Source organism: Aeromonas sp. 603079 (assembly GCF_049172135.1).
GTDB classification, from domain to species: Bacteria; Pseudomonadota; Gammaproteobacteria; order Enterobacterales; family Aeromonadaceae; genus Aeromonas; species Aeromonas veronii.
The window spans coordinates 1-18,429 of the sequence record NZ_JAAKPX010000039.1; the positions used below are offsets into that span (position 1 = coordinate 1).

Annotated in this window: 17 protein-coding genes and 1 riboswitch; of the genes, 9 read left to right on the forward strand and 8 right to left on the reverse strand. The window is 59.5% G+C overall.

Annotated elements, in window-relative coordinates:
* The first annotated feature begins 360 nt into the window (after window positions 1-360).
* The 4 genes from G5287_RS20520 (at window position 361) to G5287_RS20535 (ending at window position 5,457) form a co-directional block, all read left to right on the forward strand.
* Window positions 361-813 (forward strand): pullulanase, encoded by a 453-nt coding sequence (locus G5287_RS20520; RefSeq protein ID WP_031227982.1) that lies wholly within the window; start codon window positions 361-363, stop codon window positions 811-813.
* Between the two features lie 211 nt (window positions 814-1,024).
* Window positions 1,025-3,172, forward strand: coding sequence for an adenosylcobalamin-dependent ribonucleoside-diphosphate reductase (locus G5287_RS20525; protein WP_421231800.1), 2,148 nt, complete (start codon window positions 1,025-1,027; stop codon window positions 3,170-3,172).
* A gap of 10 nt (window positions 3,173-3,182) precedes the next feature.
* Window positions 3,183-3,866 carry an NrdJb gene (locus G5287_RS20530; RefSeq protein WP_227341944.1) on the forward strand — a complete coding sequence of 228 codons (684 nt, stop codon included), beginning with the start codon at window positions 3,183-3,185 and terminating at the stop codon, window positions 3,864-3,866.
* 220 nt (window positions 3,867-4,086) lie between these two features.
* Complete coding sequence (locus tag G5287_RS20535) at window positions 4,087-5,457, forward strand: PhoH family protein (RefSeq protein ID WP_227341945.1); 1,371 nt, start codon at window positions 4,087-4,089, stop codon at window positions 5,455-5,457.
* A gap of 82 nt (window positions 5,458-5,539) precedes the next feature.
* Here G5287_RS20535 and thiQ read toward each other — a convergent pair whose 3' ends face one another.
* Genes thiQ through thiB form a run of 3 tightly spaced genes read right to left on the reverse strand, consistent with a single transcriptional unit; the run spans window position 5,540 to window position 8,821 of the window.
* Window positions 5,540-6,235: a thiamine ABC transporter ATP-binding protein gene (gene thiQ / locus G5287_RS20540; RefSeq protein WP_227341946.1), complete on the reverse strand. Its 696-nt coding sequence runs from the start codon at window positions 6,233-6,235 to the stop codon at window positions 5,540-5,542.
* Window positions 6,222-7,865 (reverse strand): thiamine/thiamine pyrophosphate ABC transporter permease, encoded by a 1,644-nt coding sequence (gene thiP / locus G5287_RS20545; RefSeq protein WP_408082984.1) that lies wholly within the window; start codon window positions 7,863-7,865, stop codon window positions 6,222-6,224. Before thiP ends, thiQ begins: the two co-directional genes overlap by 14 nt.
* On the reverse strand, window positions 7,841-8,821 hold the full coding sequence (gene thiB / locus G5287_RS20550; protein ID WP_227341947.1) for a thiamine ABC transporter substrate binding subunit: 981 nt from the start codon (window positions 8,819-8,821) through the stop codon (window positions 7,841-7,843). Before thiB ends, thiP begins: the two co-directional genes overlap by 25 nt.
* Window positions 8,822-8,881: 60 nt before the next feature.
* A riboswitch (TPP riboswitch) is annotated at window positions 8,882-8,972 on the reverse strand.
* A gap of 89 nt (window positions 8,973-9,061) precedes the next feature.
* On the opposite strand from thiB, the gene G5287_RS20555 reads away from it, so the two are divergent.
* Window positions 9,062-9,352 (forward strand): PilZ domain-containing protein, encoded by a 291-nt coding sequence (locus G5287_RS20555; RefSeq protein WP_005339160.1) that lies wholly within the window; start codon window positions 9,062-9,064, stop codon window positions 9,350-9,352.
* Window positions 9,353-9,382: 30 nt separating this feature from the next.
* Here G5287_RS20555 and G5287_RS20560 read toward each other — a convergent pair whose 3' ends face one another.
* The 5 genes from G5287_RS20560 to leuA all read right to left on the reverse strand — a co-directional run bounded on the left by G5287_RS20560 (window position 9,383) and on the right by leuA (window position 15,253).
* Window positions 9,383-10,312 (reverse strand): transglutaminase domain-containing protein, encoded by a 930-nt coding sequence (locus G5287_RS20560; protein ID WP_421231801.1) that lies wholly within the window; start codon window positions 10,310-10,312, stop codon window positions 9,383-9,385.
* 117 nt (window positions 10,313-10,429) lie between these two features.
* On the reverse strand, window positions 10,430-11,029 hold the full coding sequence (gene leuD, locus G5287_RS20565; RefSeq protein WP_201988170.1) for a 3-isopropylmalate dehydratase small subunit: 600 nt from the start codon (window positions 11,027-11,029) through the stop codon (window positions 10,430-10,432).
* A 12-nt stretch (window positions 11,030-11,041) separates the two neighbouring features.
* Window positions 11,042-12,439, reverse strand: coding sequence for a 3-isopropylmalate dehydratase large subunit (leuC, locus tag G5287_RS20570; RefSeq protein WP_227341948.1), 1,398 nt, complete (start codon window positions 12,437-12,439; stop codon window positions 11,042-11,044).
* 33 nt (window positions 12,440-12,472) lie between these two features.
* Window positions 12,473-13,558, reverse strand: a complete 1,086-nt coding sequence (leuB, locus tag G5287_RS20575; RefSeq protein ID WP_201938441.1) for a 3-isopropylmalate dehydrogenase — start codon at window positions 13,556-13,558, stop codon at window positions 12,473-12,475.
* Between the two features lie 132 nt (window positions 13,559-13,690).
* The gene (gene leuA, locus G5287_RS20580) at window positions 13,691-15,253 is read right to left on the reverse strand and encodes a 2-isopropylmalate synthase (protein WP_005341192.1); all 1,563 of its coding nucleotides are present in this window, start codon (window positions 15,251-15,253) and stop codon (window positions 13,691-13,693) included.
* Window positions 15,254-15,661: 408 nt separating this feature from the next.
* On the opposite strand from leuA, the gene G5287_RS20585 reads away from it, so the two are divergent.
* The 4 genes from G5287_RS20585 to G5287_RS20600 all read left to right on the forward strand — a co-directional run bounded on the left by G5287_RS20585 (window position 15,662) and on the right by G5287_RS20600 (window position 18,208).
* Window positions 15,662-16,282, forward strand: coding sequence for a TetR/AcrR family transcriptional regulator (locus G5287_RS20585; protein WP_005349170.1), 621 nt, complete (start codon window positions 15,662-15,664; stop codon window positions 16,280-16,282).
* A 126-nt stretch (window positions 16,283-16,408) separates the two neighbouring features.
* The gene (locus G5287_RS20590) at window positions 16,409-16,912 is read left to right on the forward strand and encodes a phosphatase PAP2 family protein (RefSeq protein WP_005339149.1); all 504 of its coding nucleotides are present in this window, start codon (window positions 16,409-16,411) and stop codon (window positions 16,910-16,912) included.
* Window positions 16,909-18,018 carry an MJ1255/VC2487 family glycosyltransferase gene (locus G5287_RS20595; protein ID WP_421173233.1) on the forward strand — a complete coding sequence of 370 codons (1,110 nt, stop codon included), beginning with the start codon at window positions 16,909-16,911 and terminating at the stop codon, window positions 18,016-18,018. The genes G5287_RS20590 and G5287_RS20595 overlap by 4 nt, the downstream gene beginning before the upstream one ends.
* A gap of 37 nt (window positions 18,019-18,055) precedes the next feature.
* Window positions 18,056-18,208: a hypothetical protein gene (locus tag G5287_RS20600; protein ID WP_201952724.1), complete on the forward strand. Its 153-nt coding sequence runs from the start codon at window positions 18,056-18,058 to the stop codon at window positions 18,206-18,208.
* Window positions 18,209-18,429: the final 221 nt, after the last annotated feature.

The following is an 18,429-nucleotide window of genomic DNA, read 5'->3' on the forward strand; positions in this document are numbered from 1 at the left end:
GCCGAACTCAGAAGTGAAACGCGGTAGCGCCGATGGTAGTGTGGCATTCGCCATGCGAGAGTAGGACACTGCCAGGCGCCCAATACAAGAAACCCCGCTCATCGAGCGGGGTTTTTATTGCCTGCAATTCAGCACGTCACCGGATTATTAGACTTTCCCCTTCTTGTCATTCATTGATTACCCTTCTAAAGCCCCAAAAAGACCTCTTTTTCTGTTCGATATTTGCTCACCAGTTCAAGGTGTTGGATACAAAAAGTACAGAATGTGATGCCTCTACCTTTCTTGTGATACCTACTCTGGTTTAATTCTTCAGTCCACATGGATGGACCAAGGAATCACAATAATTTAAGGAATAGACCCATGTTCAAAAGAACAGTAACGATGATGCTGGCGGCGGGAACCCTGGTATTAGGCGGTTGCGCATCCAATGGTGGTGCAGAGCAGGCTGGGGCAGACAACGGCGATTTCGGTGGCAAGTCCATCTACCTGCGCGGGGAGATGAACGACTGGATGGCCACTGATGAAAGCAAGGTAGTCAAGGTGGCCGACAAGCTCTATATGGCCAAAGGCACCCTCAAGAAAGAGTGGGCCCCCTACAAGTTCAAGTTTGCTGATTCAGGCTGGAGCTGCGGTACCAACTTTGGCTATAAGAGCCCGAGTGATGGTGTTGCCGTGTTGGGTGGTGAGGCGGTGCCGGTCAACCCATGCTCCAAGTATGAGGACATGAAGTTCTCACCGGATGCGGATGGCGTCTACGAGTTCTATCTGAATATGGCGGGTGAAACACCGACCGTTTACGTCAAGAAGCCCTGATCTATCTCTGAGTGTTAAATCTCTCAGCAAATTAATCAGTTAAGTGCCCTGGCCCAGAAATCTGCTGGCCGGGGCATTTTTTTAGGTTAGAATCGGCGCCCTCATGGCATCAGGTGTACTATATGTTGTGCCATTAATTTTAGATGGCACCATTAGTTGTGTTTTCTGCTGTTGTCATGATGTTAATGCATTCACATAAGGTTGATTGAAAATGGCTAAATCGAACCCGGTGCTGGAGAGTGAGCTTGGCTCCCGCCTTATCCCCATGCAGGAAACGTCCCTCGAGATCTGGGATAGCAAGTATCGCCTCAAGAGCAAGGATGGCACTCCCATCGACAGCTCTATCGATGAGACTTACCAGCGGGTAGCCCGTGCGTTGGCAGAGCAGGAGCTGGAACCGGAGGCCTGGTATGAGCCGTTCCTGTGGGCGCTGCGCAATGGTGCTATTCCGGCGGGCCGCATCACCTCCAATGCGGGGGCGTTTGAGCACAAGCCTGCCACTTCAACCATCAACTGTACTGTTTCCGGTACCATCGAAGATTCGATGGACGATATCCTTGGCAAGGTGCACGAGGCCGGTCTGACCCTGAAAGCCGGGTGCGGTATCGGCTATGACTTCTCGACCCTGCGCCCGCGGGGTGCCTTTGTCTCCGGTGCCGGTGCTTACACCTCCGGCCCGCTCTCCTTCATGGATATCTATGACAAGATGTGTTTCACCGTCTCGTCAGCCGGTGGCCGTCGCGGCGCCCAGATGGGCACCATGGATATCCGCCATCCCGATGTGATCGAGTTTATACAGGCCAAGCGTGAAGATGGCCGCCTGCGTCAGTTCAACCTCTCCCTGCTCATCACCGAAGATTTCGTCAAGGCGGTGAAAGAGGATGCCCCCTGGTCGCTGATCTTCCCCTATACCGCCAAAGAGGTGGAGCAGGATGGCATTGCGCTGGACGATCTCGCTCAGGTGCTCTGGGCCGACTGGCCCAACAAGGAAGGGGTTGTATTCAACGAGTTGGGGCAGGTCGCCTGCAAGGTCTACAAGACCATGCCCGCCCGCAAGCTGTGGAATGTCATCATGACCTCCACCTATGACTATGCAGAGCCCGGCTTCATCCTGATCGACAAGGTCAACCAGATGAACAACAACTGGTTCTGTGAAGAGATCCGCGCGACCAACCCCTGTGGTGAGCAGCCGTTGCCGCCCTACGGTGCCTGTCTGCTGGGCTCGGTCAATCTGACCAAGTTTGTGCGCGACCCTTTTACTGAAAACGCGGCATTCGATTGGCAGGCGTTTCGCAAGGTGGTAGCCATCTTTACTCGCATGCTCGACAACGTGGTGGAGATCAACCAACTGCCACTGGCCAAACAGCGCGAGGAGATCACAGCCAAGCGTCGGCATGGCATGGGTTTCCTGGGTCTTGGTTCGACCCTCACCATGCTGCAGATCAAGTACGGCTCTGCGGCTTCCATCGCCTTTACCGAGCAGGTATCCCAGGAGCTGGCGATGACCGGCTGGCAGGAGTCCTTGCGTCTTGCCAAGGAGAAGGGCCCAGCCCCCATCATGGAGCAGGAGTTCGAAGTGACCGGCAAGATGCTGCGTCTGCGCCCGGAAATGGCGGCTGATGGCATCAAGGTGGGCGACAAGGTGAAGGGCAAGGTGCTGCATGCGCGCTACAGCCGCTACATGCAGCAGGTTGCCGAAGTGGATCCTGCGCTGGTCGCCGAGCTGGCCGAAGTGGGTGGGCGTTTCACTCACCACAGCAGTATTGCGCCGACCGGCACCATCTCGCTGTCACTGGCCAACAACGCCAGCAACGGTATCGAGCCGAGCTTTGCCCACCACTACAGCCGCAACGTCATCAAGCCGGGCAAGAAGAGCAAGGAGAGCGTGGATGTCTACTCCTTCGAGCTGCTGGCCTATCGTGAGCTGGTTAATCCGTCCGCCATGCCCTATGCCGATGATGAGGCGAGCCGTCTGCCGGACTACTTCATTACTGCTGATGACATCACCCCGGCGCAGCATGTGGACATTCAGGCTGCGGCCCAGCGCTGGATCGACTCCTCCATCTCCAAGACTGCCAACGTGCCAACCGATTTCCCGTTCGAGCAGTTCAAGGACATCTACATGTATGCCTCGGATTCTGGCCTCAAGGGCTGCACCACCTTCCGCTTCAATCCGGAGGCCTTCCAGGGCGTGCTGGTGAAGGAGAAGGATCTGGAGAACACCCTGTACGATTTCACCCTGGAGGATGGCTCCGTCATCTCCGTCAAGGGGAACGAAGAGATCGAATACGATGGCGAGCTGCATACGGCCGCCAACCTCTACGACGCCTTGAAAGAAGGCTATTACGGTAAATTCTGAGAACGACATTATGGTCAAGAAGATCGACAAGAAAATCGTCGCCTACAAGGTGCGTACCAAGGATGAGCCGCAAGAAGATCTCTCTGTGCAGGATGACGTGGTGCATATGCACGAAACCGTGCTGCGCCCGGAGCGGCTGATGGGCACCACCTACAAGTTGAAGACGCCGGAGCATGTCTCCGAGCACTCACTGTTCATCACCATCAACGACATCATTCTCAACGAGGGCACGGTTCACGAAACTCGCCGTCCGTTCGAGATTTTCATCAACTCAAAGAGCCTGGAGCACTATCAGTGGATCGTGGCGCTAACCCGCATCATCTCGGCGGTATTCCGCAAGGGTGGGGATGTCACCTTCCTGGTGGAGGAGCTGCGCTCGGTGTTTGATCCCAAGGGCGGATACTGGAACAAGGGCAAGTACGTTCCATCGCTGATCGCCGAAATTGGCAACGTGATCGAGAGCCATCTCACCGAGATAGGCATGCTCAAGGCGCCGGGGTTGGACGAGCATCAGCAGGCGTTTCTGGCCGAGAAGCAGGCCGAGTTGAAGGCGGCTCAGGAGGCTGAAGAGCAACAGACTGGCAGTGGTTTCCCGGCCAATGCCGCGCTCTGCTACAAGTGCCACACCAAGGCGCTGGTGCTGAAGGATGGCTGCATGACCTGCCTCAACTGTGGCGACTCCAAGTGCGGCTGACAAACATGCCCAAGTAGTTGAACGATAGAAAAAAGACCGGCCACAGTGCCGGTCTTTGTATTGCTGTTTTTATGCGCAATCAAATCAGGCGGCCAAGTGATTTGTTGCGCGATAGTAAAATCGGGCGTAGCGTTGAGGGTAATAAAACTGTCACGGCCGTGTGGTTTCAATGACATCCGAGATTCACACACGTGGCCCTTCAGTGCCAAGGAGGATGCTTATGGACAATACGGACCGAAAGCTGTTTATCCTGGATACCAACGTTCTGCTTCACGAACCCCTCGCTATCTACTCCTTCAAAGAGCACGACGTGCTCATCCCCATGACGGTGCTGGAAGAGCTCGATAACATCAAGGATCGCCACAAGGATGTCAGCCGCGATGCGCGGGTGGCCATTCGTGCGCTGGAAGATGTGTTCCGCGATGCAACCCCGGATCAGATCACCCAGGGCGTGCCGCTGGCCGGCGAGGCGAGCGGCCATATCTGCATCTTCAGCGATCACCATCTGCCGCAGGATGCCGAGGTGTTTACCGACAAGGAGGCCGACAACCGCATCATCAACGCGGCCCTCTATCTGCAAAAGCACGAGTTGAAGCGTCAGGTGGTGCTGGTCACCAAAGACATCAACATGCGCCTCAAGGCCAAGGGGGCCGGGCTTGCTCACGTTGAAGATTACCGCAGCGACCAGCTGATCGACGATATCCGCCTGCTGGCCAAGGGTTTTCAGGTGGTGCCCGGCAGCTTCTGGGAGCGGGTTGGCGAGTGCGAGAGCGAGACCCACGGCCGCGACACCATCCATGTGATCGATGCCAATCTGCTGGAAGGGGTTCACGTAAACCAGTATCTGGTGGATGAAGAGAATTTCTTCGCCGCCCGGGTGCTCAGCCACGATGGCAGCAAGATCCGCATCAAGGATCTGGGCCGCGAGCGGCTGATGTCCCGCAAGGCGTGGGGTGTCCATCCCAAGAATGTCTATCAGGGGATGGCGCTGGATGCACTGCTCGATCCGCACATCGATCTGGTGATCCTGACCGGCCCGGCGGGTTGCGGCAAAACCTTGCTGGCCATGGCTGCTGCGCTGGAGCTGGTGATTGAGAAGGGCATTTACGAGAAGGTGATCGTCACCCGTAATACCCCGGAAATTGCCGAAAGCATCGGCTTCCTGCCCGGCACCGAAGAGGAGAAGATGATGCCCTGGTTGGCGGCGGTGACCGACACCCTGGAGGTGCTGCACAAGCAGGACGAGAACATGAGCGGCTCGCTCAGCTACATCATGGAGAAGGCCAATATCCAGTTCAAATCGGTCAACTTCATGCGCGGGCGCAGCATCCAGAACACCTTCGTATTGCTGGATGAATGCCAGAACCTGACCGCATCCCAGATCAAGACCATCATCACCCGCTGCGGCGAAGGCACCAAGATCGTCTGCTCCGGTAACCTGGCCCAGATCGACTCCAACTATCTGAGCCCGGTGACCTCGGGTCTCACCTACATCGTCGAGCGTTTCAAGGATTTTGACGGCAGTGCCAACATCTTCCTCAATGGCGTGGTGCGTAGCAGATTGGCATCCTTTGCCGAGGAAAACCTCTGATTTAGCTGACTATCTTCATATGAAAAAGGGAAGCCACTTGGCTTCCCTTTTTTGATCCCGTCACCAGTTCAGTGTCCTTGGGTCACTGTCCAAGGTAGCGCAGCAGCCCCGGGTGGTCGCTATTTTGCAGAATATCCGGCTTGCCTTGCAGGGCGATGCGCCCCTCGTCGACAAACAGCACCTGATCGGCAATCAGCTGGGCATCTTCAGGATTGTGGGAGACCATCAGTACGGTAATGCCTTGCTCGCAGGCTAGCCTCGCCACTTCCGCCAGCATCTCCCGGCGCAGGGCGGGATCGAGGGCAGAGAAGGGCTCATCCAGCAGCAGCAGCGGTTTGCCGCGCACCAGCGCGCGAGCCAGCGCGACCCGCTGCTGCTGGCCGCCGGAGAGCTGCTCCGGCAGACGGTTTAGCATCTCGCCAAGACCAACCCGCTCGGCTGCATCGATCACCTGTGCCCGCTGGGCGGCACTCAGGCGCAGACCCGGGTGCAAGCCGATGGCGATATTGTCGAACACCGACAGGTGCAGGAACAGGTTGTGATCCTGAAACAGGGTGGTGACTGGCCGCTCGGCCGGGCCCAGCGGCAACAGATCTTCGCCATCGAAGCTGAGGCTGCCCGACTCCACCGGCACGAATCCGGCGATCATCCCGAGCAGGGTCGATTTGCCTGCGCCGCTTGGGCCAATCAGCGCGGTGATCTCCCCTTTGGGCAGCTTCGCGCTGAAGCTGACGCGCCAGTCGGGGTAGCTGGTCACCAGCGTATCAATGTTCAGCATGTTTTCCTCCAAGTCCCCGTTCCACCAGCCAGAACAGGGAGAAACAGAGTGTCAGCAGCAGCAGGGCGGTGGCGGCCGCTTCGGTCAGCCGGTAACTGCCGAGCTGCTGGTAGAGCAGCCAGGGCAGGGTGGTGAGCTCCTGGCTGCCAAACATGGCGATGGCACCAAGATCCCCCAGCGAGAGGATCATCGACAGCGCCATCGCCAGTGCCAGCGGACGGCGCAGCAGCGGCCACTCCACCAGCCGCAGGCGATGCAGGCCACGTACCCCCAGGCTGTCCGCCAGCCGGTCATACTGGCGCACCACCAGCTGCATGGGGGCGGAGAGGGTGCGAAGCACATAGGGTAGCGCCATCAGGGCGTTGACCAGCACCACCAGCCAGGGGCCGAGGGCGAACACGTCGGCAAAGGGCATAAACAGGATGAACAGGCCGGTAGAGAGCACCACTGCCGGGATCATCAGGATCACCGAGCCGCTGGCTTCCCACAGGGCGGCAGCCCGTCGCTTGCGAACCCGTACCCGCAGATGACGGCTGGTGAGCAGCAGTGCGCCACCGAGCAGGGTGGCCAAGGCACCGGCTGCCAATGCAATCAACAGCGACTGGCCGCTCGCCTGCCACAGCTTGGCGGAAGTGAGTGCCATCAGCAGGCCGGGGTGGAGGCCGGCGACGACGATGGCCAGCAGCGGCGGCAGAAAGATGGCGAGGCCGATACAGAGCGAGAAGAGATCCACCACGGCCGTGCCCGGCTGATGGCGATCCGGCCGCAGGCAGGGACGACGGGGAGTCACCCGACTGGCCGGCGTAGTCTGCAGCTTGTGCTGCAGGAGCAGCAGGGTGGCGGTCAGGATGAGCTGCACCAGCGCCAATCCGCCAGCGGTGGCGAGATCGAAGTCAAAGCGCAGCGCCTGATAGACGGCCACTTCCAGCGTGGTGGATTTCGGCCCGCCTCCCAGCGCCAGCACTGTGGTGAAGCTGGTGAAGCAGAGCATAAAGATGAGGCTGGCAAGCCCCGGCAATATACCGCGAATGAGCGGCCACTCCAGCAGCCGGAAGATATGGGATGAGCGCATGCCAAGCTGGCTGGCGAGGCGCCAGCTAGATTCGGGGATACTCTCGATGCTCTGCAGGATGAGACGTGCCGCCAGCGGCATGTTGAAGAAGACATGGGCCAGCAGGATACCGAACAGGCCGTAGAGATAGTTGCCGGGATCCAGTCCCAAGCTGCGCAGCAGTTGCGGCAGCCACCCCTGTTTGCCATGAACCGCCACGATGCCGAAGATGGCGATGATGACCGGCAGTACCAGCGAGAGACCGAACAGCTTGATCAGCAGGGTTCGGCCAATGAAACGGCGCCGAGCCAGCGCGCGGGCCACCGGAATGGCGAGCCCCAGGCTCAGCAGGGTGGAGAGCAGCGCCTGCCAGAGGCTGAAGCCCAGCACATGGCGCAGATAGGGGTCTGCCAGCAAAGTGCGCGGCGCCAGTGAACCGGCCTGCCACAGCAGGGCCGCCAGCGGCCCGAGGGACAACAGCAGGATCAGCAGGGTGGCTGCACTGCCCGGCAGCCACCAGAGGGGGCGATCCTGTCGCTTCAGCGCGAGCTGACTCACTGGGCGACGGCTTGCAGCCATTCGCGGATCCACCCTTTGCGATTGGCAGCCACCTCATCGGCACTGAAGGCGAGCGGCTTGGCTACGGTGATCATCTGCTCGAAACCCTTGGGTAGCGGCGTGTCGATAACCGGATACATCCAGTTGCCGGTCGGGATCTCGTTCTGGAAGGCGGGGCTCACCATAAACTGCAGGAACTGATCAGCCAGCTTCTCCTGTTTGGCACTTTTCAGCTTGGCGGCCACTTCCACCTGACGGTAGTGCCCCTCTTCAAACGCCGCTGCCTGATACTGAGGCTTGTTCTCGGCAATCAGGTGGTAAGCGGGGGAGGTTGTGTAGGAGAGCACCATGTCCGCTTCGCCATCGAGGAACATGCCATAAGCCTCGGACCACCCCTTGGTGACGGTGACCGTCTTTTTGGCAAGCTCGCCCCAAGCGGCAGGCGCCTTGTCGCCGTAGACAGACTTCATCCACAGCATCAGCCCCTGCCCCGGGGTGGAGGTGCGGGGATCCTGATAGATCACCTTGAGGTCGGGACGCTCCACCAGCTCTTTCAGGCTCTTGGGCGGCTGCTTGAGTTTGTCTTTGTCATAGACGAAGGCGAAGTAGCCGTAGTCGTAGGGGACGAAGGTGTCATCCTGCCAGCCACCCGGCACCTTGATGCCATCCAGCTTGGCGGGATGGGGGGCGAACAGACCGCTCTGCTTGGCTTCGCTGATGAGGGCATCGTCGAGCCCCAGCACCAGATCGGCCTTGCTGTGGTTGCCCTCCAGTCGCAGCCGATTGAGGATGGCGACCCCATCTTCGAGGGGAACCAGATTGAGGGTGCAGTCGCACGCTTTCTCGAAGGCCTGTTTGATCTTGGGCCCCGGACCCCACTCGGCAGTGAAGGAGCTGTAGGTGTAGACGGTGAGAGTGTCGGCGGCGAACACATTGGCCGACAGCAGGCCGGTGGTGACCAGCAGCAGGGTCTTCATGGGTGGCATTCCCTATTACTTGTTAATAACGAGGTGCCAGCGGGTGAGGGCGCAAAAAATGAGCGCCATGCCTCAAATTCCTCCGCCAGCATTATCTGGATCAGGTACACGGGTATAATCTCAGCGGTAAACCGCACCCCGTTTGAGAAACGAACCGCATTGTATTAACGTTCTTTTGGGTAGACCAGCACAATTGTGCAATACCCATGAGATGACGCCCACCCAACAGAGGATGTTCGCGTGCTTACCAATACCAAGGAAAGGCGTGCCTTTGCGCGCATGGTCATCAATGCTCCGGTCACCGTCTATCAGCAGCAGCTGGTGCTGGAGGGGATCTGCCGGGATCTCAGTGCCAACGGCATGGGAATTGCGGTCTCTGAACACCAGCTCGACATCAATCAGCCCATCCGGATCAGTCTTGCCACCAACAACAATCTGTTGCCTCCCTTTGAAGCCCATGCCCGTATTATCCGGGTGCTGGAGGAGGAGAGCGGGTTGCTGCTGGCGGTAGAGTTTCTGCCTCAGGGTTAATCCTCTCTCCCCATCGGCAGAGGGAGGGGATTAGCCTTTTTCCTGAACCGGCTGCACACTCAACTGCTTGCTATCGACCAGCGTTTTGCTGGTCGATGCTATTTGGCCCGCAGGCAAGGTGGCTGGACCGGTAGGTTCGAGCAGCAGGTAGCTCTGCCCCTGCCAGTTGAGGGTCACATCCCCCGGCTTGGCGGGCAGGTCAACGGCCAGCAGGGCATGGCCGGGGACGAACACCATGGCTTGTTTCAGCTCGGGAAAGAGCTGGGCCAGCATGGCGGCCATCAGGGTTACCTTGCTGTCGCAATCCCCCCGGTTCTGCTCCAGCACCTGACGGGGCGGGAGAAAGCCCTTGCCCTGTCTTCCATTCAGGCTGTCGAGCTGCTGATAGGGGATGCTCTGGATAAAGGTGAGCATATGGGCCACGGTTTTCTGGCGTGCTTCTGTTTCGGTACTGCCCTGCTGTTTGAGTTGATCCGCCAGCGGAGCCAGCCCGCTGCGGCTCTCCAGCGCGATGCGCACATGATCCTGCTTCACCGCCAGCTGCCCGTCTGGGGTGTTGAAGTACTGGAAGTAGTGTTTGGTCAGCCACGCCTGCTCCTCTTTGCTCCGCTTGGACTGCAGAAAGGCCATCGCCTCGCGCGCCTTGTCCTGATTGCGGCTTTTCAGATGCAGCTCCAGCGAGGGACGGGCGAGGGTGAACTGCACCTCGGGGTAGTTCTGGCGCACCTCCCACAGCAACACCTGCAGGACCTCCTCCTGCATTCTCGCCGGGCGATAGGCGATGAGAGGCGGCAACTTGCCCTGTTCGAGCCGGTAGGTGAGTTGTTGGGGTTTGCCTTCGCTATCCTGCCAGCCGACGCTGATCTGGCCGAGGCTGTTGTTGAAGCTGGTTTGATTGGCCCCCGCAGGCAGGGCAAGCAGCAGGGCACAGAGCAGAGGAATTGCCGTCGGTCTCTTCATCATCCTTTCCTGTGGCACGGGCCAGTTCCGGTGGCCTAAAGTGGGAAGCGTAGCGGACAGTAAAACAGGGAGCCGAAGCTCCCTGTTGATTCTACTCATTTTTTTGCAACTGGCGCGTTAAATCCAGCTCGGCTGCTTCGCCTCAAAGGCGCTGATGGCGGCCTCGTGCTGCAGGGTCAGACCGATGGCATCCAAGCCGTTGAGCAGACAGTAACGGCGGAATTCATCGATCTCGAAACCGAAGCAGAGGCTACCTGCACATACCTGATTCGCTTCCAGATCCACTTCGATCTGGATGCCTGGCTGGGCGGCAACCAGCTGGAACAGGGCGTCAACCTCCTCCTCCTTCAGGCGCACCGGCACCATGCCATTGTTGATGGCGTTGCCGTAGAAGATGTCGGCAAAGCTCGGCGCTATGATGGTCTTGAAGCCGTAGTCGGCCAGCGCCCAGGGGGCGTGCTCGCGGCTCGAGCCGCAGCCGAAGTTCTCGCGGGCCAACAGGATGCTGGCACCGGCGAATTGCGGTTGGTTGAGCACGAACTCGGGGTTGGGCTGCTGGCCGGCATCGTCCAGAAAGCGCCAGTCGTGGAACAGGTGCTTGCCAAAACCGATGCGGTTTACTTTTTGCAAAAACTGTTTGGGAATGATGGCGTCGGTGTCGACGTTGGCGCTGTCGAGGGGGACGACGATCCCTTTATGCTGTTTGAATCCTGTCATCGCTCTTTCCTCTTACAGTGCGCGAATGTCGGCGAAGCGGCCGGTGACGGCGGCGGCGGCGGCCATGGCCGGGCTGACCAGATGGGTGCGGCCGGCGCGGCCCTGACGCCCTTCGAAGTTGCGGTTGCTGGTGGAGGCGCAGCGCTCTCCCGGTTGCAGCCGGTCGTTGTTCATGGCCAGACACATGGAGCACCCCGGCAGGCGCCACTCAAAACCGGCCTCGATGAAGATCTTGTCCAGCCCCTCGGCTTCGGCCTGCGCCTTCACCTGCTCGGAACCCGGCACCACCAGCGCCTGCACGCCAGCGGCTACCTTGCGACCGCGAGCGATGGCGGCGGCGGCGCGCAGATCCTCGATGCGGCTGTTGGTGCACGACCCGATAAATACTTTGTCGATGGCAACGTCGGAGAGCTTCTGACCCGGTTGCAAGTCCATGTAGGCGAGCGCCTTGCGGGCTGACTGCTGCTCCATCAGATCGCTGAAGGATTCCGGCGCTGGAATGGGTTCATTAACGGCAATCACCTGCCCCGGGTTGGTGCCCCAGGTGACCTGTGGGGCGATATCGGCGGCATCGAGCATCACTTCGGCATCGAAACGGGCACCTTCATCGCTCTTGAGGCTCTGCCAGTAGGCGATGGCCTGCTCCAGCACCTCGCCCTTGGGGGCGAATTCCTTGCCGCGAATGTAGTCGATGGTGGTCTGGTCGGGGGCGATCATGCCCGCCTTGGCGCCCAGCTCGATGGCCATGTTGCACACCGTCATCCTCCCTTCCATGGAGAGGTTCGCAATGGCATCGCCAGCGAATTCCACCACGTAGCCGGTACCACCGGCATGGCCGACCTTGCCGATAATGGCCAGTACCACGTCCTTGGCGCTGATGCCCTCGGCCAGCTTGCCGTTGACCGAAATGCGCATGGTCTTGGCGCGGCCCTGTTTCAGGGTCTGGGTGGCCATCACATGCTCCACTTCGGAAGTGCCGATGCCGAACGCCAGCGAGCCGAAGGCACCATGGGTGGCGGTGTGGGAGTCGCCGCAGACGATGGTGGTACCGGGCAGGGTAATGCCGAGCTCGGGGCCCATCACATGGACGATCCCCTGATATTTGTGGTTGAGATCGTAGAGGCGAACCCCGAACTCCTTGCAGTTGTCCGCCAGCGTCTCCATCTGGATGCGAGCCATCTCGCCGGAGGCCGCGATGTCCTTGGTAGTGGTGGAGACGTTGTGATCCATGGTAGCCCAGGTCAGGTCCGGGCGGCGCAGCTGGCGATTCATGGCGCGCAGGCCGTCGAATGCCTGCGGGCTGGTCACTTCATGCACCAGATGGCGGTCGATGTAGATGAGGGGGGTCTCCCCTTCCACTTCCCGTACCACGTGGGCGTCGAATACTTTCTGATAGAGGGTCTTGGCCATTGCTTCTCTCTTCCTTGTTCTCTGTTATGCGGCTCAGATCCGGGCGGCGATCTGGCTACCCATCTCGGACGTGCTCTGCACCGGATGGCGGGCGCTGGCCTGATGCAGGTCGGCGGTGAAGTAACCCTCGGCCAGGGTCTGGGCCACGGCCTGCTCGATGGCCTGTGCGGCAGCCTCCATCCCTAAGCTGTAGCGCAGCATCAGGGCGGCGGAGAGGATCTGGGCGATGGGGTTGGCAATCCCTTTGCCAGCGATATCGGGGGCCGAACCACCGGCCGGTTCGAACAGGCCGAAACCCGATTCGTTGAGGCTGGCGGAGGGGAGCAGCCCCATGGAGCCGGTGATCATGGCGCACTCGTCGGAGAGGATGTCACCGAACAGGTTGGAGCAGAGCAGCACATCGAACTGGGACGGATCCTTGATGAGCTGCATGGTGGCGTTATCGATGTACATATGGTTGAGGGTTACGTCCGGATAGGACTTGGCGACTTGCGTCACCACCTCGCGCCACAGAATGGAAGAGGCGAGTACGTTGGCCTTGTCGATGGAGGTGACCTTGCCACGGCGCACGCGAGCCGACTCAAAGGCAATCTTGGCGATGCGCTCAATCTCGAAGCGATGGTACACCTCGGTGTCGAATGCCTTCTCGTTCGCCCCCTCTCCCTCACGCCCCTTGGGCTGGCCGAAGTAGATGCCGCCGGTCAGCTCGCGCACGCAGGCGATGTCGAAGCCGCGATCGGAGATGTCGGCACGCAGCGGGGAGAACTGTTCCAGACCGGTGTAGATGCGGGCCGGGCGCAGGTTGCAGAACAGTTTGAAGTGGGCACGCAGGGGCAGCAGGGCACCACGCTCAGGCTGATCGTTGGGCGGCAGATGCTCCCATTTCGGGCCGCCCACCGAGCCAAACAGCACGGCATCGGCCGCTTCGCAGCCTTTGATCGTGCTTTGCGGCAGCGGGGTACCGTGGTTGTCGATGGCGATGCCGCCCACGTCATGGTTATCATACTCGAAGGCGAGGCCGAACCTGGCCTGCACCTTCTCCAGCACCTTGACGGCTTCGGCCATCACTTCCGGGCCAATGCCGTCACCCGGCAATACTGCGATCCGATAACTGCTCATACACTCTCCATCCTGATATTGTCTTTGAGATCCCTCTGTCCGGTTTCCCCGACGCTGCGCGCGGTTGCCGGTTCAGACGTTCCCCGTCTTGATGTTGTCATTCCATGCCGTCTGTGTGGCAGCGAGTCCTGCTCAGACGGTTTCTGATTTGATGCTGTTATTGCGTTCCATCTGTTCGGCGACCTGATCGGCGCGCCAGATGCTGTTGATCACATGGAGCAGGGCGTGGGCCGAGGATTCGATGATGTCGGTGGCCAGTCCCATGCCGTGGAATTTGCGCCCTTTGTACTCGGCGACGATATCGACCTGACCGAGGGCATCTTCCCCTTCGCCCTTGCTCTTGAGGGCGTATTTGTCGATGCGGATCTCATAGCCGGTGATGCGGTTGATGCACTGGTAGACCGCATCCACCGGGCCGTTGCCGGTAGCCGCTTCGCAGATCAGATCCTGTCCTACCTTCAATTTGACCGAGGCGGTGGCCAGTACCGAGCTGCCGCTCTGCACCCCGAGGTACTCCAGTTTGAAGTGCTCCGGCTCTTCGTGGATCTGGCTGAAGAAGGCCAGCGCTTCGAGGTCGTAGTCGAACACCTGACCCTTCTTGTCGGCCAGGGTCAGGAATTTGCCGTAGAGGTGGTCGAGGTCGTAGCTGCTCTCGGCATAACCCATGGACTCCATCCGGTGCTTGATGACGTGGCGGCCGGAGCGGGAGGTCATGTTGAGGTTGTTCTGGGTCAGGCCAATGCTCTCGGGAGTGATGATTTCGTAGGTATTTTTCGCCTTGAGCACCCCATCCTGATGGATGCCGGAGCTGTGGGAGAAAGCATTGGCACCGACGATCGCCTTGTTGGGTTGCACCGGCATGTTGCAGAGCTGGCTGACCAGCGTGCTGGTGCGATGAATTTCGTTGTGGCGGATATTGGTTTGCACCCCGAGCAGGTCGGCGCGGGTTTTGAGGATCATCGCCACCTCTTCCAGCGAGCAGTTGCCCGCCCGTTCGCCGATGCCGTTGATGGTGCACTCGATCTGGCGGGCCCCCATCTGCACCGCGCCGATGGAGTTGGCCACCGAGAGCCCCAGATCATCGTGGCAGTGGACCGAGATGATCGCCTTGTCGATGTTGGGGACCCGGTTGAACAGGGTGTGGATGATGCCGGAGAACTCGGTCGGCACCGTGTAGCCGACGGTATCCGGGATATTGATGGTACGGGCCCCCGCCTTGATGGCGGCCTCCACCATGCGGCAGAGATTATCAATCGGCGTGCGGCCCGCATCCTCGCAGGAGAACTCCACATCATCGGTGTAGCGCAGGGCGTGCTTGATGGCGCCGACCCCCATCTCCAGCACATCCTCGAAGCTCTTTTTCAGCTTGCTCTCCACATGGATGGAGGAGGTGGAGATAAAGGTGTGGATGCGAAACGCCTCGGCGACCCGCAAGGCTTCACCGGCGGCATCGATATCTTTTGGCAGGGCGCGGGCGAGGGCGCAGACTCGGCTGTTCTTGATGTGGCGGGCGATGGTCTGCACCGATTGAAAATCGCCGGGAGAAGAGACCGGGAAGCCCACCTCCATGACGTCGACACCGAGCCGCTCCAGCGCCTGGGCTATCTGCAGCTTCTCCTTGACTGTCAAACTGGCCGCCAGGGCCTGCTCACCATCACGCAAGGTGGTGTCGAATATGATGACCCGATCTGACATGTGACTTCCCTCTTCCTAAGTTCGGTAACGTGCATCCTGCGGCGGCATAAAAAAACCCGTGCAGGGTGCACGGGTTTTTGTAAATTCCGGCTATGCCTTAGCCCGGCTACAAGGATCCCGCGCGAGTTAACGCGATTAGGGAGATTAGTAGTAGCGGGGTGGCGATACGCATGACGTTGTTATTCCTTCCAGTCGATAACGCTTTTACCAATATCGAGATTTTTATGCTGTGTCAACACGGAAGGTCAGGGGCAATCTGCTGACGTATTTAATCGGATTGTAAAGGATTGCAAATTTCCTTGTCCCATATTCGGCCCATGACCGATTATCTGGTCATTCCTGCTGTGCTCTATTCTCTGCACAACCAGATCGACTTATCAGCATTGGCTGAATTATCTGAGGTGTTAAATGGAAAAACGTAGACCTGGTCGTCCGGTCGGACGTTCTGACATTCGTGACAAGTTACTTGCTGCCGCCCGTGAGCGTTTTCTCAATACTCCCTATAGCAAGGTAACTACACGCGAAATCGCGGAGCTTGCTGGCTCCAATCTGGCAATGATCCACTACTACTTCGGCAGTAAAGAGGGTCTTTACAAGGCGGTGCTGGGCGATGTCGCCGAGCCCCTCGACCATGCCTGGCAAGATGAACACAGCAATCACAGCCTCAACGAGCTGCTCAATACCTACTATCAGGTGATGGCGCCCAACAGCGAGCTGACCTCTGCCATCTCCAGCGCATTGTCGACCGAGAAGAGCCCGGGCCGGGATTTTGTGCTGAACCGCCTGCTGGAACGCCAGCTGCCGCAGTTCGATGCCCTGCTGGAAACCATGAAGTCCAACGGCGAGCTGGGTGACAACCTGGATCCCGACATGCTGAAGATCTCCTTCCTCAGCATGATGTGGCAGCCATTCGTGATGAAAGATCTCTACGAGCAGGTGTTTGGCCTGAAAGTGGATGAGCACTTCATGGCCCGTCTGGCTGACCACAACTGCCGTCTGATGGAGACCGGTCTGCGCGGCAGCCACTGATTTTGCCGAAACATCGAGATTAAAAAGGGCCATTCGGCCCTTTTTTCATAAATCTGTTATCCCTTGTTCAACGTAACGTCATCCCGCTTTCTTACTCTGCAAGCAGAATTCAGGGAAGGAGGGGATATGAACAAGATCCAGCAATGGGACCTGCAGGTGTGCCGGGTCTGCCTGCTTCACGGCTACAACCGGCAGCAGGCGAGGGTGAGTCGTCTCATTTCCCGTACCGGTGATGGCCCGCTTTACGCCGTGCTGGCCGCCCTGCTCTGGTGGCAGGGGGAAGCAGAGCGGGAATTGGTGCGACTGGCGCTGCTCGCCTTCGCCATCGAACTGCCCCTCTATCTGCTGCTAAAAAACAGCCTGAAACGGCAACGGCCGGTCGGCTTGCCAGTCTTTATCACCCCCTCCGATCGTTACAGCCTCCCCTCCGGCCACACCGCCGCCGCATTTCTGATGGCCACCATACTGGCCACCGGCTTTCCGCTCTGGGCGCCCCTGCTGTTTGGCTGGGCGGCGCTGGTGGGGGCATCCCGGTTGCTGCTCGGGGTACACTACCTGAGCGATCTGGTAGCCGGTGCCCTGCTGGGTGGCGGTTGCGCCGTGCTGGCGCTCGGCTGGAGCCACTCATGAGGATACTGTTCGGGGTGCAAGGCACCGGCAACGGCCATATCAGTCGCAGTCGCACTCTGGCCCGGGCGCTGCGCACGGCAGGGGTCGAGGTGGATTATCTCTTTAGCGGCCGCCCCGCCGACCGCTACTTCGACATGGAAGAGTTTGGCGCCTACCGCGCCTTTCCCGGCCTCACTTTTGTCAGTCACGAGGGGCGCGTTTCTCCGTGGCGCACCCTGCAAGCCGCCTCGCCGCTCACCTTCTGGCGGGATCTGCGGTCTCTCGATTGCAGCGCATACGATCTGGTGGTGAGCGATTTTGAGCCGTTGACCGCCCATGCCGCCCGCCGCTATGGCAAGCCGAGCCTCACCGTCAGTCATCAGGCCAGCTTCAACTGGCCCATCCCGCGCTGGGGGGAGGATGGGGTCAGCCGCCAGCTGATGCGCCACTTTGCTCCTGTGGATCAGCCGCTCGGGCTGCACTGGTTTCACTTCGGTCACCCCTTGCTGCCGCCGGTGATCGACCCTATCGCCGCCGCGCCGGATAACGGCGAGATCCTGGTCTATCTGCCGTTCGAGCAGACCGAGGCGATCGCCGCCCTGTTGTCGCGCTTTGGTCAGCAGCGCTTCGTCTGCTTTCACCCCGCCATTCGCACTCCCAGCCAATGGCGCAACCTGCGCTTCGAACCGCCATCACGTCATGGGTTTATCGCCGTACTGGCCGGTTGTCGCGGCGTGATATCCAACGCGGGTTTCGAGCTGGCTTCCGAGGCGCTCACCCTCGGCAAGAAGCTGTTGGTCAAGCCCCTCGGCGGCCAGTTCGAGCAGCAGACCAATGGCAAGACTCTGGAGATGATGGGGCTGGCAACTCTGATGGATGTGCTCGATGCCAATCTGGTGCGTACCTGGCTCGACAGCGCTTCGCCGGGGGCGGTTTGCTACCCCGATGTAGCGGGGGAGCTGGCCCGCTGGCTGGCGGCGGGCGCTGACGAGAGCGTGGCCTCTCTGTCGCGGCGGCTCTGGGCGCGCACCCTGTTTCCGGAGGAGGTGAGTGATCGCCTGAGCGAGCTGGATGGCGGCGACTGTTTATCCAGTTGCTGGTTATCGCAAGTGAGCGTTGTTGACTAGACTGAAAGGCGATCCCACCAAGGAGAGGACGGAGCAAATGCGCTTTACCAATGAAAACGGCGAAGTGATGAACCTGGCTGACAATCTCACCCTGCACGAGTTGCTCGATATGGGTGTCAGCATCTCGGTCAGTGAAGAGACCGATCCGGATCAGCAGATCTGGCTGGCTGAGCCGGATCAGGAGAGCTGAGTCATCATTCGGCATCAAGCCCACCGCTGAGCGGTGGGCTTTTTTGTGGCTGTTGTCCCGTCCTGAATATGGTTTACACCTTTCCCCCCAATAAATGGAGAACCCGATGGGACAAGGGGTGAAACGGACACAGCGCGATTACTAGCTGACTTTTAAACTGGCACTGGTCGAGCAGATTGAAAAAGGCGAGCTCACCTACAAACAGGCTCAGGTGCGTTATG

What these genes read in the sequence shown, in the direction of transcription:
- G5287_RS20520 (WP_031227982.1), top strand. Translation starts at nt 361, where the DNA reads ATGTTCAAAAGAACAGTAACGATGATGCTGGCGGCGGGAACCCTGGTA.
- G5287_RS20525 (WP_421231800.1), top strand. Translation starts at nt 1,025, where the DNA reads ATGGCTAAATCGAACCCGGTGCTGGAGAGTGAGCTTGGCTCCCGCCTT.
- G5287_RS20530 (WP_227341944.1), top strand. Translation starts at nt 3,183, where the DNA reads ATGGTCAAGAAGATCGACAAGAAAATCGTCGCCTACAAGGTGCGTACC.
- G5287_RS20535 (WP_227341945.1), top strand. Translation starts at nt 4,087, where the DNA reads ATGGACAATACGGACCGAAAGCTGTTTATCCTGGATACCAACGTTCTG.
- thiQ (WP_227341946.1), bottom strand. Translation starts at nt 6,235, where the DNA reads ATGCTGAACATTGATACGCTGGTGACCAGCTACCCCGACTGGCGCGTC.
- thiP (WP_408082984.1), bottom strand. Translation starts at nt 7,865, where the DNA reads ATGGCTGCAAGCCGTCGCCCAGTGAGTCAGCTCGCGCTGAAGCGACAG.
- thiB (WP_227341947.1), bottom strand. Translation starts at nt 8,821, where the DNA reads ATGAAGACCCTGCTGCTGGTCACCACCGGCCTGCTGTCGGCCAATGTG.
- G5287_RS20560 (WP_421231801.1), bottom strand. Translation starts at nt 10,312, where the DNA reads ATGAAGAGACCGACGGCAATTCCTCTGCTCTGTGCCCTGCTGCTTGCC.
- leuD (WP_201988170.1), bottom strand. Translation starts at nt 11,029, where the DNA reads ATGACAGGATTCAAACAGCATAAAGGGATCGTCGTCCCCCTCGACAGC.
- leuC (WP_227341948.1), bottom strand. Translation starts at nt 12,439, where the DNA reads ATGGCCAAGACCCTCTATCAGAAAGTATTCGACGCCCACGTGGTACGG.
- leuB (WP_201938441.1), bottom strand. Translation starts at nt 13,558, where the DNA reads ATGAGCAGTTATCGGATCGCAGTATTGCCGGGTGACGGCATTGGCCCG.
- leuA (WP_005341192.1), bottom strand. Translation starts at nt 15,253, where the DNA reads ATGTCAGATCGGGTCATCATATTCGACACCACCTTGCGTGATGGTGAG.
- G5287_RS20585 (WP_005349170.1), top strand. Translation starts at nt 15,662, where the DNA reads ATGGAAAAACGTAGACCTGGTCGTCCGGTCGGACGTTCTGACATTCGT.
- G5287_RS20590 (WP_005339149.1), top strand. Translation starts at nt 16,409, where the DNA reads ATGAACAAGATCCAGCAATGGGACCTGCAGGTGTGCCGGGTCTGCCTG.
- G5287_RS20595 (WP_421173233.1), top strand. Translation starts at nt 16,909, where the DNA reads ATGAGGATACTGTTCGGGGTGCAAGGCACCGGCAACGGCCATATCAGT.
- G5287_RS20600 (WP_201952724.1), top strand. Translation starts at nt 18,056, where the DNA reads ATGCGCTTTACCAATGAAAACGGCGAAGTGATGAACCTGGCTGACAAT.